The organism is Rhodospirillum sp. A1_3_36 (assembly GCF_047263945.1).
In the GTDB taxonomy this organism is placed as follows: Bacteria; Pseudomonadota; Alphaproteobacteria; order Rhodospirillales; family Rhodospirillaceae; genus Rhodospirillum.
Window position 1 is genome coordinate 59,012 of sequence record NZ_JBLAVB010000010.1, and the last position, 15,591, is coordinate 74,602.

At 56.9% G+C, this 15,591-nt stretch carries 12 protein-coding genes and 1 pseudogene; 5 read left to right on the top strand and 8 right to left on the bottom strand.

The features are described from left to right. Positions 1–38: 38 nt before the first annotated feature. Complete coding sequence (locus ACLIRY_RS18660) at positions 39–584, bottom strand: GIY-YIG nuclease family protein (RefSeq protein WP_413206935.1); 546 nt, start codon at positions 582–584, stop codon at positions 39–41. A 14-nt stretch (positions 585–598) separates the two neighbouring features. Here ACLIRY_RS18660 and ACLIRY_RS18665 point away from each other — a divergent pair, with 14 nt between their 5' ends. Further along, on the top strand, positions 599–1,645 hold the full coding sequence (locus ACLIRY_RS18665; protein ID WP_413206936.1) for an aldo/keto reductase: 1,047 nt from the start codon (positions 599–601) through the stop codon (positions 1,643–1,645). A gap of 268 nt (positions 1,646–1,913) precedes the next feature. On the opposite strand, the gene modA is transcribed toward ACLIRY_RS18665, so the two are convergent. Further along, positions 1,914–2,741 (bottom strand): molybdate ABC transporter substrate-binding protein, encoded by an 828-nt coding sequence (modA, locus tag ACLIRY_RS18670; RefSeq protein WP_413206937.1) that lies wholly within the window; start codon positions 2,739–2,741, stop codon positions 1,914–1,916. 213 nt (positions 2,742–2,954) lie between these two features. Beyond that, complete coding sequence (locus tag ACLIRY_RS18675) at positions 2,955–5,057, bottom strand: ATP-binding protein (protein ID WP_413206938.1); 2,103 nt, start codon at positions 5,055–5,057, stop codon at positions 2,955–2,957. Between the two features lie 302 nt (positions 5,058–5,359). On the opposite strand from ACLIRY_RS18675, the gene ACLIRY_RS18680 reads away from it, so the two are divergent. Next, positions 5,360–6,163: a substrate-binding periplasmic protein gene (locus ACLIRY_RS18680; protein WP_413206939.1), complete on the top strand. Its 804-nt coding sequence runs from the start codon at positions 5,360–5,362 to the stop codon at positions 6,161–6,163. Positions 6,164–6,472: 309 nt separating this feature from the next. Here the strand turns inward: ACLIRY_RS18680 and ACLIRY_RS18685 are convergent, their stop codons facing one another. Beyond that, positions 6,473–6,784, bottom strand: coding sequence for a transposase (locus ACLIRY_RS18685; protein WP_413207024.1), 312 nt, complete (start codon positions 6,782–6,784; stop codon positions 6,473–6,475). A 28-nt stretch (positions 6,785–6,812) separates the two neighbouring features. After that, a pseudogene (locus ACLIRY_RS18690) lies at positions 6,813–6,977 on the bottom strand (IS630 family transposase); the annotation flags it as partial. 258 nt (positions 6,978–7,235) lie between these two features. Between ACLIRY_RS18690 and ACLIRY_RS18695 the strand changes: the two are divergent. Both ACLIRY_RS18695 and ACLIRY_RS18700 read left to right on the top strand, forming a co-directional pair. Beyond that, positions 7,236–7,697 carry a hemagglutinin repeat-containing protein gene (locus ACLIRY_RS18695; protein ID WP_413206940.1) on the top strand — a complete coding sequence of 154 codons (462 nt, stop codon included), beginning with the start codon at positions 7,236–7,238 and terminating at the stop codon, positions 7,695–7,697. A gap of 126 nt (positions 7,698–7,823) precedes the next feature. Next, positions 7,824–8,360 carry a DUF637 domain-containing protein gene (locus tag ACLIRY_RS18700; protein ID WP_413206941.1) on the top strand — a complete coding sequence of 179 codons (537 nt, stop codon included), beginning with the start codon at positions 7,824–7,826 and terminating at the stop codon, positions 8,358–8,360. 437 nt (positions 8,361–8,797) lie between these two features. On the opposite strand, the gene ACLIRY_RS18705 is transcribed toward ACLIRY_RS18700, so the two are convergent. From ACLIRY_RS18705 to ACLIRY_RS18715, 3 genes are all read right to left on the bottom strand, one after another. After that, positions 8,798–10,276 (bottom strand): hypothetical protein, encoded by a 1,479-nt coding sequence (locus ACLIRY_RS18705; RefSeq protein WP_413206942.1) that lies wholly within the window; start codon positions 10,274–10,276, stop codon positions 8,798–8,800. Between the two features lie 36 nt (positions 10,277–10,312). Beyond that, the gene (locus ACLIRY_RS18710; protein WP_413206943.1) at positions 10,313–12,058 is read right to left on the bottom strand and encodes a hypothetical protein; all 1,746 of its coding nucleotides are present in this window, start codon (positions 12,056–12,058) and stop codon (positions 10,313–10,315) included. 102 nt (positions 12,059–12,160) lie between these two features. Next, positions 12,161–13,615 carry an exopolysaccharide biosynthesis polyprenyl glycosylphosphotransferase gene (locus tag ACLIRY_RS18715; protein WP_413206944.1) on the bottom strand — a complete coding sequence of 485 codons (1,455 nt, stop codon included), beginning with the start codon at positions 13,613–13,615 and terminating at the stop codon, positions 12,161–12,163. A gap of 966 nt (positions 13,616–14,581) precedes the next feature. Between ACLIRY_RS18715 and ACLIRY_RS18720 the strand changes: the two genes are divergently transcribed. Beyond that, positions 14,582–15,304, top strand: a complete 723-nt coding sequence (locus ACLIRY_RS18720; RefSeq protein ID WP_413206945.1) for an O-antigen ligase family protein — start codon at positions 14,582–14,584, stop codon at positions 15,302–15,304. Positions 15,305–15,591 lie beyond the last annotated feature (287 nt).

Here is a 15,591-nt window from a genome sequence, read left to right on the forward strand (position 1 = left end):
CCGTCAATGACTCCTAAAATCATGATTTGGCGCAGAGACTACCCGTCTTCGCTCCCTCGGGAAACCGCTTCAAACAGGTTCTGCAAGCGATCGGCCACATCAACAGCCCGTCCGTCCGCGCGCAGCAGGTGAGCCGGACAGCGGACGCAATCGCTGGCCCCCAGGCCCGGCAGGGGAACGGAGATGCCCTCCATCCCCAAAACCCGCTCCAGCAAGACGCATTCATCGCCCCCTGGGAAGACGAGGGCGCGAACGCTTGCCGCCCGGCTGGTCAAATGGTCCACATGCCAGCGGAGTCCCTTCTCGGGTCGCATGTGTCGCCCAACCCGGGCGGCGATCCCCCCCGGCCCCCGGGCACTTCCGCAATAGACATAGAGCCCCCGAGCCAAGGATCTACCGGGGGCGACATTTTGTGGCGCGGGGACTGCGGCGGTCAAACGGATCAACAGAAGGTAGGCCCCCTTGTCCCGGGGTAAGGTCGCGGCCCGTCGGTGCCAGCGCAGGGGGGCTTTATCGGCGGAGTCCTCCTCCCTAAATGGGGGTGGAAGGCTTCCAACCTCTTCCCTCTTCCTCTTATCTGACAATGGATATTTCCCCCATGGACCTGCGACCCCTCGGCCAAAGCGGCCTTTCCGTGTCCGCCTTTGGCATGGGCACCATGACCTTCGGCGAACAGAACACCAAGGACGAAGCCACCGCTATTCTGGACTTGGCCGCCGAACATGGCGTCACGTTCCTTGACGCCGCTGAAATCTATCCCATTCCCCCCAGGTCTGAAACCCAGGGGGAGAGCGAGCGGATTATCGGTCAATGGATGAAGGACAAAGGGAACCGGAATCACATGGTGGTGGCTAGCAAGGTGGCGGGCCCCACCAACAGCAGCTACCTCCGCGACGGTCCCCTCCACCTGGACGCCCGCAACATCAATCTCGCTGTGGACCGCTCCCTGACAAACCTGCAAGTGGAGGCCATCGATCTCTATTACCTCCATTGGCCCGAGCGCAAGGTGAACAACTTCGGCAAGCTCGACTACGTCCACCGCCCGGAGGAAGAGAGCGAGAGCACGCCCCTGGAGGAGACCATCGAAGCCTTGGGTGCCCTGATCACGGCCGGTAAGATCCGCGCCTGGGGCCTGTCCAACGAAACCCCCTGGGGGGTCATGCGGGCTATCGCCCTCTGCGACGCCATGGGCATTCCCCGGCCAGCCGCCATCCAAAACCCCTATAGCCTGCTGAACCGAACTTTTGAGGTCGGGCTGGCCGAAGTGGCCCACCGAGAGGACGTCCCCCTGGTGGCCTATTCCCCCCTGGCCGGTGGCATTCTGTCAGGGAAATACGCCAATGGCGCCAAACCAGAGGGCGCGCGCCTGACTCTCTACCCCCAACGCTATCCCCGGTACACCACCCCCAGAGCCTCCTTGGGAGCAGACCGCTATGTGGCCCTGGCGCGGGAGCTGGGCGTACCGCCCACCGCATTGGCTGTGGCCTATGCCCTCTCCCGTCCGTTCGTGGCAAGCGCGCTGGTCGGGGCCACGTCCGTGGCGCAGCTGACAGACAGCTTGGCGGGTCTCCATCTGACTCTGTCGGATGAGGCACTAAAGGCCATTGATGTCCTACACGGCAACGCTCCCAACCCGGCGCCCTAGGATATTCCGAGGTCAAGTTGGGCCGTGTCGCGACCAAGGTACACGACAGTGTCTCGTCTTTTTTGGGCGATAGCCCAAGCCCATTTGGGGGCAATGCCCCCAAACCCCCCTTTTTTTTATGACCTGGGGTCTGGGGCCTTTCGGCCAGTAAACGCTCGGGGTCTGGGGCCTTTCGGCCCCAGTGGGGGACGGGGCAAAGCCCCGTGGCGGGAAGCCATCCCCTGTCGTGTACCCAACTTCGCCTCAAAGAGGCTCTAGGAGTGAGCTTTTAGCCATTCACCTGGAATCCGTACTTCTCGAAGATCGCCTTGGCCTCTGGACCCTTCAGGTACTCCAAGAAGGCCCGGACCGCATCGTTATCATGGGGCGCGATGACCGCAACCGGATAGGTGATCGGCTTATGGGAGCTTTCCGGAAACAGGGCCGTAACAACCACCCCATCTGAGATCGCCGCATCGGTGGAATAGACGATCCCCAGGGGGGCTTCGTTCCGCTCCACAAAGGCCAAAGCCGCACGCACATCGCTGGCCGGGGCCAATTTGTCCGCAACGGACTCCCAAAGACCCAGCTTGGTCAAGGCCTCCTTGGCGTAGATCCCGGCGGGCACATGCTCCGGGTCACCCAAGGACAGGCGCCCCTCTCCCAAAGCTCCGGCCAGATCCGTTTCCGAGGAAATCTCGGTCAACGAGAAGGACGCGTCCTTGGGAGAAACAAGCGCCAGTCGGTTCCCCAGAAGGTCCACACGGCTCCCTTCTGCGATCAAATCGCTGTCCTCCAAGTAGTCCATCCACTTCTCGTTGGCCGATAGGAAGATCCCAGCGGGGGCGCCTCGCTTGATCTGCTTGGCCAGGGTGGAAGAAGAGGCAAAAGACGGCGTCGCCTTAACCTCACCCAGGCCGTTGAAAGCCGCAATGATCTCGGTCAGAGCATTGGTGGTGGAGGCGGCGGCGTACACGAAGATCTCTCCAGTCCAGTTCGACCCATCTCCGGCCCAAGCCAATCCAGTGACGGCGGACAAAGGTGCGATGGCAACACCAAGACCGACAAAGGCCTGACGCATGACCCGCTTGGCAAACCCTGTGATTGAATATGTCATAGAAACTTCCCCCTAACCCGGTGAACGATGGAACGAACGCATAGCCCCACTTGTGCACGCTTGTGCTTATGCGTAATCGTATACAGGTATTCCCGGAAGGAGGTCAATGGGTCAAAACCCATGACCTGTTTCCTGTTGGCGGCGGGAAATGCGGACTGCGGGATTTTCCGCGATGAAGTGGCGTTCGCGCCCCGTTCGCGTCGTCCGCCTCTGTCATCGCCTTTCGCTGTCTGCCAATGGCAGGGTCACGGTGAAGCGGCTTCCCTTGTTCAGCTCGGAGTCCAGACTCAGGGAACCGCCGTATTTTTCAGCGATCTTCTTACAGATTGCCAGACCGATCCCGGTCCCTACCGTGCGGCCAGCCGAAGCCCCCCGCTGGAAGGGCTGGAAGACCCGTTCCTGCTCTTCCTCGGCAATTCCCAAACCATTGTCCGCGACAACCAAAATGCAGTCTGCTCCCTCGACCCTGGCGCTCACATCAATCTGCGGGGGCCGATCTGGATCTTGATATTTGATGGCATTGCCAATGACGTTCATCAGCAGACGGGCCAAGGGCAGCCGGTTTCCCATGACCATGGGAAGCGAACCATGGACCGTAATCTCGGCACCCGCGTCCCGGATCGCGACGACCAGATGGGCCTTGGCTTCTTCCAAGACCTCCTCAAGGTTGACCGGTTCCGGTTCCAGCCCCCCCCTTCCGGCCCGGGAGTATTGCAACAAATCCTCAATCAACTGACGCATCCGTTTCGCCCCATCCTCGGCGAAGTCGAGGAAGGTCGTAGCGTCGTCGGTCAGAACGGGCTTCATGCGCCGCCGAAGAAGGCTCAGATAGCTGGTGACCATGCGCAAGGGTTCCTGGAGGTCATGGGACGCCACATAGGCAAACTGCTCCAGGTCCCGGTTTGACTGGTCCAACCGCTCCAGCAGATTCTTGGTCTGGACCTCGGCCTCCTTTCGGTCTGAGATGTCCACCTGCACGGCGACATAGTGAATAATCGCGCCCAGGTCGTCTTGCACACCCGATATCGCCATGTCGACCCACCATTCCCGACCATCCCGGGTCCGGTTGATCAGTTCCCCCCGCCAGCAGCCTCCGCCCTTGATGGTCCGCCACAGGTCGGCAACCACATCCGGATCGGTTCGATCACCCCGCAGCATACTGGTGTGCTGGCCGAGAACCTCCTGGCTGGCATAGCCCGACAGCCGGGTGAAGCTTTCGTTGACGTATTCAATCCGGCCCTGCGTGTCGGTCACGATGACCGCTGCGGGGCCCTTATCCATAGCCTGCTCCAGAACCCGGATCCGGGCCTGCATCCGCAGCCGCTGGATAACCATGGGCACAAAGATCAGGGTTGCGATGGTCAGTATTGCCAGAAAAACAACCGCTCCGAAAAGAACGACACTCTCACTTCGACGCCAGTCGGAGAGAATGCGTCCGTTGGTCCGCCCCACATAGACCACCAGAGGATAGCGGTTATCCCGCCACCAACTCACCCACCCCTGGTCGTTCTGGAAAGGCACATCCATGATCTGCCGCCCAAAGGCTGCGGTGTTTGCCAAGCCCGCCAGAGAGGGGGAGAGCGGCACGTTCCAAGGCCTGTTCGTCCGATCAAGGGGCAAGGCGGCCAGAAGATCGCCCTCCACCCCGTAGAGACCGGCGAAATCTCCGTCGAGATCGCGCCCCCCGACGGTCAGGGCCTCCATGAAGCCCTCCAGGATAGCCCCTGGGCTCAAGGCCGCAATCAGCAGCCGATCACTCCCGTCGCTCAAGGGACGGGCCGCTGGAATCACCCAAAGCCCTGGCAACGTTGGCGTCTTGATATCGGGACCGAGGAACCGACCCGGGATAGCGCGGCCAATCACAAGACCAACCACATTGGTATCGGCCAGACGGGCACGCTCCAAGCCAAGGTCCTTCAGAGACGGCAAAGAGCCGCCGGTCTTTGCGGAATCAAACAGCAAAACTCCCTTTTTATCCGTCAACAGGATCTGCCGGACATGGGGCGTAAAGCGCAGAACCCTGTCCGTCGCCTCGTTCAAGGCCCGCTGCATGGCCGCGGGCCCTGCGGCGGAGGCCGCAACCACTTCGTCATCCAGAATAGCCAGCGTGGCTTCCACAGCCTGAAAGGTCCGCGCCGTGCTTTGCCCCATCAGGGCAACCTTGCTGTCCAGACGTTCCCCGGTCGCGCGATCGTTCTGCCGCCAACTTCCCAACAAGCCGACGCCCGTCAAAACAACAACAGCAGATAAAAAAATTCCGGCCCCCAAAAGCGTGACCGTCGTCGGGCGATCCAATTTTTCCTTCCGTTGTTTCATTGAATATGATCGACTAATTTAGGTTGAACAACACCAATAGGATGCAGACTTCTGAAGGGAAGGCCAAAGATCCAATAGTCTAACAGGTTACGGAAAAAGTCCGAATATCCTCTTTGTTCGTCATTCCCGCGAACACGGGAATTCAGATATGGTGTTTCAATGGACTTAAAGACACAAAACCCGGATCCCCCCTTGAGCGAGGATGACGGAAAACGAGGTTTCCCACATCCAGGGAGATCTAAATTACCAGGATCCAGTCGTTAAACCTGCTTCGGATATGTGCAGAAGGGCTGTAAAATAAAATGTCACTCCGTTTCAATGCACTCGCTATTTTCATCGGCCTTTTTCTCGGATCGACCGTCTCCGTTAACAGTGCCCAGGCTGTGGGGCGGTTAGAGCAAATACACCGGCGGGGCCTGCTGCGGGTCTGTGTTTGGCCGGAATATTTCGCCATTTCCTATCGGAATCCCCATACGGGAAAACTGGAAGGCTTTGACGTGGACATGGCCAAGGCCCTCGCCAAGACTCTGGGTGTGTCGATCCAATTCGTCGACAGCTCCTTCGCCGACTTGATCAAGAATATGACCAATGACGCCTGCGACATCAGCATGCATGCGGTGGGCATACGACCGGACCGGGCTGAATATATGGACTTCTCCGACCCTGTTTTGCGCAGTGGAATCTATGCCATCGCCTCGCGGACCAGCAGCCTTGTCTCCCGTTGGGCGGATATCGACCAACCCGGTCACGTGGTCGATGTCCTAAAGGGCACCTTTATGGAACCCGTCATGCGCGAGATCTTGAAGCATGCCCATCTAAGGGTCGTCAAAACCCCCAAGCAGCGGGAGTTGGACGTGGAAAGCGGTCGGGCGGATGTGTTCATGTCTGACTACCCCTATGGACAGCAGATGCTCAACCGAACCTCCTGGGCGGTCCTTCTGGCGCCCCCCCGTCCACTGGCGCCAACCCCTTACGCCTATGCCGTGCCCAAGGGTGAACCGGAGTGGCTGGCCCGGGTCAATGCCTTCGTCCGAACCACCAAAATGGATGGCCGCCTTGCCGCCTTCGCCAAGGCCCACGACCTATCACCCATCGTGGCAGAATAGGAGATCCGCCTCCGTCACCGGCAGGGGAGCAGGCCCCTGTCGAGATGAACCACGTCCCCCTGAATGTCCCGGCCCACGTGAAAGACCTCCTTGAACCCTCGTTCCCGCGCCTGGGTGAACGCGAGGGTCCGCTCACTCTGCGAGCGGGTCAGCCACCTTTGCTCCCGGCTTCACCGAAAAAGGTCCGCTCCCAATTGCCCGGCCATGTGGTCGGAACAGGTCCGGGCTTGCCTTATCGACGACTGTAGGCGCCTTTCCTTGGATTGGCCCGAACGGGAGCGGCAAAGGTGACAGCTTATACCACCGGCCCTAACTGATGACCGCTTTTGCATATTGCCTTGATGTGATTGATCGGACGGCTTTTTGATCGTTTGCGACGAAGTTCCATGCCTCGCAGCATCGCTCGACGATTTCGTCATAGGTGTCAAAAACGGAGATGGCGAGTTTGTTGGCGCGTAGATAAGCCCAGACGTTTTCGATGGGATTTAATTCGGGAGCGTATGGCGGCAAAGGCAAGAGTGTGATGTTTTTGGGCACCTTGAGTGCTTTGGCGCCACGCCACCCGGCTCCATCCAGCACCAGGATCGCAGCGGTTGTGGAAGCCGTCGAGGCCCTCTTCATTGTAACGATGGACCCAGTCTCGAAGCGTTTGACGGTCCATGCCGCAAGTCTCCGCCGCCGACTTGCGGTCCGCCCCCTCCAAAACCAGAGCGATCGCCAATATGCGGCGGGCAGCATCGCCATCCGAGGTCCGCGACGCCGCTCTGCGGAGATCCTTCACCGTCAAATCCGTTCGAGTTATCGCGACAACCATGGCTCCCTCCTTCTGACTCAAGGAAGGGAATCACAATCCAAACCGCCTGGGAATCTCCGAGCCGCCCCAACGAGTCATAATCAAGGGCCTTTGGTATTATTCGGAGCAGCGCAAGAAGGACGGTTGGGCGCGGGAGGTCTTCACCGGCATGACCAAGGGGACCGAGAGTAATCCGAGATCAAGTTGGGTCGCTTTGCGACCCAACTTGATCTCGAAGATACTCTAAAATCTATATAATGAGAGTGAAACGGGGCCAGCTTGACTCAAGCTGATCCCGTTTCACTCTATGACAAACAGGCGCTGATCCACCGGGTCTCGACCCTCACCGCAGGCGGCGACCTGAGCCTGACAGCGACCCAGGAGGACCTTCTTCTGCAGGCGGCGAAGCTGACGGGGGCGAACGTCTCGCTGACCTCGGAGCAGGGCCGGATCATCCTCCAGGCGGTGAAGGACCGGGTGATCGAGGCGAAGAGCAAGTCGAGCGGGAGCCAGTTCTGGACCTACGACCTGAGCAAGGGTCATGACGACGAGACGGTCCGGATGGTGGAGATCCATTCGGACGGGACGGTGAGCATCGACGGGGCGACCGGCCTATCGGTGGACGACCGGGCCTTCCCGGAGGGAACGCCGGGCGGGCTGGTCGACCAGATCGCGCAACTGTCGCAGGCGCCGGGGCTGGAGTGGATGGCGCAGGTGCGCCAGATGCCCGGCGTGGACTGACACGCCATCGAGGAAGCACACAAGGCCTGGAGCGAGGAACACCAGGGCCTGGGCCAGGGCGCCAAGGCGATCATCGCCATTGCCATTGCCAGCATGGGCGCGGGCGGAGTCTTGTTGGCTCCCGGGATGGCGGTGGCCTCGACGGCAGGTCTGGCGGGGACGGCCCTTGCTGCGGCGGTGTCGACCATCGTGCTTCAGACGACCTACAGCATGATCGCCAACCAGGGCGACCTGGGGGCGGTGTTCAAGGAGCTGGGGTCGAGCGCATTCTTGATGCAACCGGCCAGCGCGGTGGTGACAGCGGCTCTGACGGCGGACGTGACCGATGCGGCATTGTCCGAGTTGGACCTGCCGGGTCTGAACGTGGCGGCTTCTGAGCTGAGCTTCGTGGAGCGGCTTGAGCGGGTCGCCCTACAGGCCACGATCCGCAATACGATCGAGTTCGGTTCGAACGTCGCGCTCTTCGGCCAGGATCCCGGGGACGCGGCGGTGTCGCTGGCGCGGAGCCTGGCCGCCGATGTGGTCGGGGCCATGGTGACGTCGGAGCTCGGAGCCCTGTACAGCGGCTACGACGATACGATGTCGGGGTATGTCGGACACAAGATCGCGAGCGCGGCAGTGGGCGAGAGTGTGCAGAATTCTGCACACTCTCAGGTTTCCTGATGCATGCACTCCTCCATGCCGCCAATATCCAGGACCGAGACGGCGGCCTGCGGCTCGCCGTGATTCTCCGCACTCTAGCTCGCTGTAAATCCGAATCCAAAGGTCAGACGAATACCCTTTGCCCATGATTCACCTCCCAAAAAGGAAAGTGAATCACGCTTGGGCCAGCTTGGGAATCCGCTGTTTCACGTTTAGCGCAGATCGCTTTAAATGGTTTCAGGACTCTTCCCGCACGATCCGGCGAGGAAGTTTTTGCGGTTTATGCCAAGCAGGCTTTTCCGCGCCGAAAGGCTCGGCAGCACCTTGGCCGCATCCAAGGAGAGGCGCTTCCAAAGTGCAGTGAGGCAAACTCACCGCACTTCGGTCTGTATTAAGCTGTCCACTTTTTTGGAACAGGATCCCCTTGCGCTGATCGATTAAGCACAAGGACCCAGGCACTATGCGCGGGTGACTCCGCGCGCAGAAAGTCCATCCCGACCAACAAGAAAGGTAAAAACCATCAATAGAATAAGATACATTACTCCCTGAATCGTAATCCTGAATACAATTTCGGCGAAATCTGAATCTGCAAACACAAAATAGCTGGTTGAAAACCCAAAAGCTGCAAAATAATTATTTCTAAACCCACCATAAATAAGATGAAGACTTGCAAAGTAGAGAACAGAAACAATAATACATCCAAGAAAAAAATAATCTCCCCCAAGAGAGGCATATAAATCAGCAAAAACACCGTAATTCATATTTGTTGCACTCTGAAAAATATCCGCCTCCATCATAGTGGTGCTCCGAATCGGACGTTCAATCCCCAAGGGCTTGAGTATCAAGTTTGGAACCCCATAGCTCATTTGCCCCACAAAATGCGAAACTCCCACAGGAGCCAAATTTTTGTAATGCTCTATGGCCTCACCAAACGGATTGGGGGCAAATCGATCCAGAAAGCCTCTCGGCTCCCCGTAATAAAGGCGCGTATACCAACTCCGATATAATCTATCCAATGAATCGTCATATTCTTCCCGCTCAGAAGAATTAAGCATATTAGAGGCCACATCTGCCGTGGACTCCAACGTCTGCAGAGCTGTAGGCGACCTCGACTTCAAAAAGCTACGCTGAATATCGATCACAGGAAAAACAATAACCTGCATGAAAGCAGCAGCCAGCAGCACAAGTGCCACATGACCTTTTTTCACACGTCCCCCATACGATAGATAGGTTGCCGCCAAAGCCACAAAACCAGCCAACATCAGTGTTCGCTGATTTTCCCAAATACCATGGAAGAATCCAAATATAAGCATCGCGACGACATATCGATCCACGAACCGACGACCACCACTGAGAATATGGACACGAACCGAAAAGGCAGCGACAGCCAGCGCCCCCATTTGACCCAAGAAGGAGAAAAGGACAAAACCGCGCCCATCAAGGGATTCGGCATCTCCGTACCGGTCAATATTCAGATATGAGCGGGCCACGATGGAAAACAAACAAAGAGCTATGGAAAATAGGGCCAATTGAAACAAAAAAGTAGGATTCTGAGATGGCTTGAATACCCCTCCACGCCGACCAGTCAAAACCCAAAGTGGAAATACCGCAACCCAAAGCCCGACCAATCCTTGGAGTAAAAAGACAACGGTCAGAAAAGGTTCTTCGAGATTTGTATCTGCCGCTTGCAAAAAGGCGACCTTAAGCCATTGAGAAACAATAAATAACTTAATGAATGTCGCGCCAACAACATACGCACCAACACTGTTAATCTTGACGTAAGATTGGATTACAAAAGGAAAAATAAAAAATATAATAAGCGTCAGAATAGATTGAATAATATTTGTTCCCATAAAAATTTGAAGAACAAAGAGAAGACAGCACATCCCAGTCCAAACAACGATCTTTGGAAACGTGAGGAAAACTCCTTGAGGCATAGGGAAAAAAACTCCAAAAATATAAAGGCAGGGCGACTACCGTCGCCATATACCACGGATATTGGTCAAGCGGCCTCTCCAAAGAGCCCAGAAAACGGCCTGTTGTGCCTGCGACAGAAGAAGGAAGGGCAAGCAGGGTGTCACAACGAGCCCGCAAAGCACAAACAACAAAACAATATCACCAACGGTTGTCACAGGGGCCATCAATGTGCTGACCGCCATAACAGTCCCCCACCCCAAACACGCCCCGGCCGCTGCGGCTCCCCAGCCCGGAAGCGCCAGAGATAGCCAGTGAACATCAAAACGCCGACAAATGGTAACCAGAGTCGGTATCAACATCGCCAGCCATTCAGACAGGACCACCGCCAAGGCTGCGCCAACCCCCCCCAACACAGGAACAGCCGCAACGGCCAGCACCAGGACCAGAAAGAAGCGTATCGCGGCCGCCCAAGCGAGGGTTTCCGCCTGGTCGGTAACCCGCAAAAAGGTCATCGGCCCCTCCACGGGCCCGGCGACTGCCGCACCGACAAGGAGAATGCCCCCAAGAATCGGGGAAAAAGTCACATTCCCCCTTGTCCAAATCGCAAAAATATCGTCCCCGCCACCAGCCAACAATCCAACGAGCAAGCCGCCGACGCCACCACAAAGACGTGTCGCCACCCTCATAAGCGCACGAAACCCAGCCCCATCTTTCTGGGCATATTGACGCCCCATTTCCAGAGCGCTTGCCACCCCCAATTGCCCCGTGACCTGCCGCACCAAACCAGAGAACATCCGCATGGTCGTGTATGCGATAACCGCCCCACCCGACCCCGTCAGCCCTTTAATCAACAAAACGGGCAGGTGAACAACTCCCACATGAGAGGCCCCCAGAATGGCATGAGTCATCGACTTCCGGACAATATAGCGCCGCTCTTCCCTCCCCGGCCACCGCAAGCCGAAGTGGACATCCGGGTGTCGGCTACGCAAAAAGTACAGTGTTAAACCCCAGCTTGCGACAAAACCAGTGCCCGCACCTGCCCAAGCAGCGCCAACCATCCCCCACCCAGCCAAGGCAGCTCCCATCTGGGCCATCACTGGCAAGCCCGATGCAAAAAAGCTCAACCCTGTATCCCAATGCTGCTCTCCCCTTGCGGAGAACACACTACCGACAAACCCACGAGGCAACAAAACCAGCGCCCCCACAGCCATTCCTAGGGCGGCCAATCTCGGCTCCTCGCCAGAAAGCCCAAGCCGTTCCAGCACGTCCAAACCCTCTATGAGCAAAAGGACCAGGGCCAGACCTGTGCCCACCAGGACACTGTATAAAGCCGTTCCTAGCGCCAAGACGTTGTTCAGATCAGGAACGTTCCCACGAGCAGCATTGTGCCGGATACGACTGCCCAGATGCATCTGCAAGCCCAGATCCCACGCACCAAGCATCGCTGCTGCGGCAACCAACATCACCCATTCTGAATAGATTTGTTTACCCCAGACGGACAAGAACAGGGGAACGGACGCCAATTGTAACAGGGTCAACCCCACAAGCATGGCTCCCATCGCGCCAATCCCCGCTACCAATCGCGCACCAAGCCCTTTGTTACTTGGCACCTTGGTTTGAGATTTCAGATCCCCATCCTCCCCCTGCATGGGAGCTGATTGTTCGCTGGGTGTGCGGGGCTGGCGGGAAAACATGGGAAACAGCATCCGTTTGGGATCAAGGGACAAGCCCCCCCGAGCAAGCAATCCAGGCAAGCAGTCCAGGTCAGGCAGGCAGCACCCGACCATCATCAACAACGGCATCGGCCTGGGCTAGGAGTTCCACCAGATCTCGAAAAGCTGACGTAAAAGCGACACGTCAGTTCAGGGAAATTCGATGACGACGATGTCCTCTACCAGAAATCTCTACCAAGCACCATGCCGAGTAAAAACGGTTTTGACCGTCCGAAACAGGATGACAAGGTCGATCCATGGCGACCAGTTTTTCACGTACCATACGTTCAGTTGAACCCTTCGATCGTAATCCAGCCCAGACCGCCCCTGAACCTGCCAAAGACCACTCAACCCCGGTTTCGTCGCCAGATAAAAGGGAAGGTCTCGACCGAACAGATCCAACTCTTCCGCACACACGGGCCGAGGACCGATCAGACTCATCTCCCCACGAAGGACATTTAACAATTGCGGCAACTCATCGAGACTGGAGGCACGCAGAAAGCGACCGATAGGGGTGACACGAGGATCCTGGCGCAGCTTCCAAGTCTGCGCCCATTCCTGGGCTGCGACGGGGTCTGAGGCCAAAAGCTCTGCCAACATCCGGTCCGCGTTTGGCACCATCGTTCGAAACTTGAAACAGGGGAACACCTTGCCGTTACGTCCCACGCGAGGCTGGGAATAAAGGACATGCCCGCCGCGCAAGGCGATAAGCACACCAACACAAAGGGCCACGGGCAGCGTCAGGACAAGAAAAACCAAGCCACATCCATAATCCATTACGGTCTTCACCAACTGCCCCACGGGGCGGGACAAGGCACTTTGCCCAGATAACATCAAAATATCGTGCCCGACTGCATGCTGAACTTCCACACGAATAACTGGCAACCCATCCAGAGAGCGCAGAGCAATAAAGGGAACCGCCTCCAGGGCGATCAGGGCGACAAGACCTTCTTCCCCCTCCCCTTCATCCAGGGCCAAAACCACCGTATCGGCACCATGGCGCTTGACAAGCTCCCGCCAGGAGCCCTTCCAGGCTTTGGTCAATTCCTTCCGTGAAAGAACTTGCTGGATACGATAAGCACGCCCCCCCTCCTCACCAAGCAGATCCAACGCCTCTCCCAAGCGCTTACCTTCGCCGATGACGAGGACAGGTATAGCCCAAACCCCCATCCGCACAAGCAGTAAGCGCGCCAGGCGTCGGAACACAAAAATTAAGGGAACCGCCAACATCCAGGTTCCAGCAGCCCAGATCCTGGAAAAGTCAACTTTCAATGCAAAATGAAGGAATCCATCCAATAAAAGAGTAAGAAAACATCCAACGGTAATAGCTTGCACTTCTTCCCATATTGGTCTCCGCAAAGACCGAGACCCGCGCAAATGAAGCCATAACAAAAGAGAACATCCAAAAATTAATATTTGCGGAGCTCGCTGAACACCCTCTTCTATCAAAAATTGGCCGAGGGTTCTTCCGCTTTGATATTCGCTGAATTCAACCACGAAAATCGCCGACACAACCGTAGCCATGAGCAAGGCAAGGGAATCACCCAAAATAACAACCATTGATCGAATGAACCCATGCCTGGGCGAACTCGCATCCTTCTCCCGTTCCAGATCGGCCGAAGCGGGTGTATTGTTTTTTTGTGGCAAGGGACACTCTTTGCTGACAACTTTTTACAAACTCAACCAATTAGATGAATCGGAGCATAGCAAAGTCCGTGTTTTCAGACAATTGTCCTGAAAGCCATACTATCACAACGAAAATCCCCAAATACCCTGAGTTCACCACTCACATCAAACCCCCTTGGGATCGGCAAGGGAGAGGCCCCAAACAGCCCCCCTTCTGGCCAAAGCGGCAAACACGGAGACCACCCACCTGTCATGACGATCAAGGCACATTCCCACCTTTTCCCGGCCCTCATGACCCTTGTCGTGCTAGCTCCCTTACCCCTGGCTAGCCAACGCCCCTTGGCTTGGACAATGCTCGCCTTGGTCACGGGACTTCTGGTCTGCGCATGGGCCGTATCAATTCTTTTGGATCGGAACACGCCAGCCATGCAAGGGAATCTCCCATGGGCTGCGGCCCTCATGGTTGTCTTTGTGCTGCTCTGGGCAGCCTTCCAAACAATGGGCATCTCGCCAGAATCCTGGCACCACCCCCTTTGGAACGAGCGATTGGCCGGAGGTCTGCCCGCCGATCTCGTGTCCCGAACGAACGGGACGATTTCATTGGATCCCGCCAGAACCACAACGGCAATCATGCGCCTTCTGACATTTTCCGCCGTCTTCTGGCTTTCTTTGCAAATCTGCCGGGATCGACGCCGAGCCAAACGAGCCCTGGTAATCATCGCTCTCATGTCGACTTTTTACGCCACCTATGGGCTCATCGTCTATTTCCTCGACATTGACAAGGTTCTCTGGATAGACAAATGGGCCTATGGAACAGACCTTACCTCAACCTTCGTCAATCGGAATGCCTACGGTGCCTTCGCGGGGATAGGCCTGCTTTGCTGCCTCGCCCTTTTTGTTCACGGAACCCGTGCTCGAGAGGAATGGCACCGATATGAAAAGGCTGAATCCCTGGCCACGCGTGCTTTTCCATTCCTGGGAATGAGTATGATCGTTGGCACGGCGCTGCTGCTCAGCCATTCCAGAGGTGCCCTTATTTCAACCGTCGCTGCCATCGCAGTCCTGGTATTTGCACTCCGCATTGGCGGGGTCATGAAGACACGGGGGACGGGCTGGATCTTTCTGCTTCCTCTGATTTTTGGTATCGGCCTCGTTTTGATCAGCGGCGATAGAACGGCCGAACGCTTTCTCTTCGTCGTCGAGGAGGGTCAAGACCGCGCCAGCCTTTACTCCCAAGTCCTTACGGCTATCGGCGACGCGCCCTGGACAGGTTTTGGATTGGGGGCTTTTGAACCCGCATTCCACTTATATCAAAATGAAGACCTCCTGGATTCTAAGATCTTTGACTTCGCCCATGGCGTCCAGCTGGAGTTCGCCATGGACCTGGGACTTCCCTTTGCCGCACTTTTTCTTCTGGCGATCCTTATCCTATTGATCACCTGTGCCCGCGGTCTGCGCCGTCGCCGACGCGATCAGATTTTCCCCGCCGTAGCGCTGGCCACCGGCGTTCTTCTTGGCGTGCATGGACTGATGGATTTCAGTGCACAAATGCCCGCCGTTGCCATCCTATTCGCTCACCTTCTCGGGATTGGATATGCCCAATCCTTCAATAGCGACAGGCGGGGAAGACAAAAGGATGGGGCAATCGATGGCCATACCAATGAAGAAAAACAGCCAACAGACCCCCCAACCTCCGCAATACTCCAATAGAGCGGAATGAGGAAAAGCGGGCACCGGTTTTCCTCTCCACTCGATGCCCTAACCACATGAGTCTAGATCAAATACTTAGAGTGAAGCTGGACCAGCTTCACTCTATTTATATGGATCTCGGAGCACTCTGGAGCAAATTCCGAGCAATCTGGAACAGATTGCGACGGGCGGAACGCACGCCGTAGGCGTGACGATTTGCTTCAATGTCAGAGGTTTAGAGCATGTCGCGTGAATCACATTTCACGCGACATGCTCTAGAATATCGCGAAGATCAACCTCTATTGTAC

Excerpts from the sequence above, each read along its gene's own strand:
- ACLIRY_RS18665 (WP_413206936.1), top strand. The coding sequence starts at position 599 with ATGGACCTGCGACCCCTCGGCCAAAGCGGCCTTTCCGTGTCCGCCTTT.
- modA (WP_413206937.1), bottom strand. The coding sequence starts at position 2,741 with ATGACATATTCAATCACAGGGTTTGCCAAGCGGGTCATGCGTCAGGCC.
- ACLIRY_RS18675 (WP_413206938.1), bottom strand. The coding sequence starts at position 5,057 with ATGAAACAACGGAAGGAAAAATTGGATCGCCCGACGACGGTCACGCTT.
- ACLIRY_RS18680 (WP_413206939.1), top strand. The coding sequence starts at position 5,360 with ATGTCACTCCGTTTCAATGCACTCGCTATTTTCATCGGCCTTTTTCTC.
- ACLIRY_RS18685 (WP_413207024.1), bottom strand. The coding sequence starts at position 6,784 with ATGAAGAGGGCCTCGACGGCTTCCACAACCGCTGCGATCCTGGTGCTG.
- ACLIRY_RS18700 (WP_413206941.1), top strand. The coding sequence starts at position 7,824 with ATGGCGGTGGCCTCGACGGCAGGTCTGGCGGGGACGGCCCTTGCTGCG.
- ACLIRY_RS18705 (WP_413206942.1), bottom strand. The coding sequence starts at position 10,276 with ATGCCTCAAGGAGTTTTCCTCACGTTTCCAAAGATCGTTGTTTGGACT.
- ACLIRY_RS18710 (WP_413206943.1), bottom strand. The coding sequence starts at position 12,058 with ATGCCGTTGTTGATGATGGTCGGGTGCTGCCTGCCTGACCTGGACTGC.
- ACLIRY_RS18720 (WP_413206945.1), top strand. The coding sequence starts at position 14,582 with ATGATCGTTGGCACGGCGCTGCTGCTCAGCCATTCCAGAGGTGCCCTT.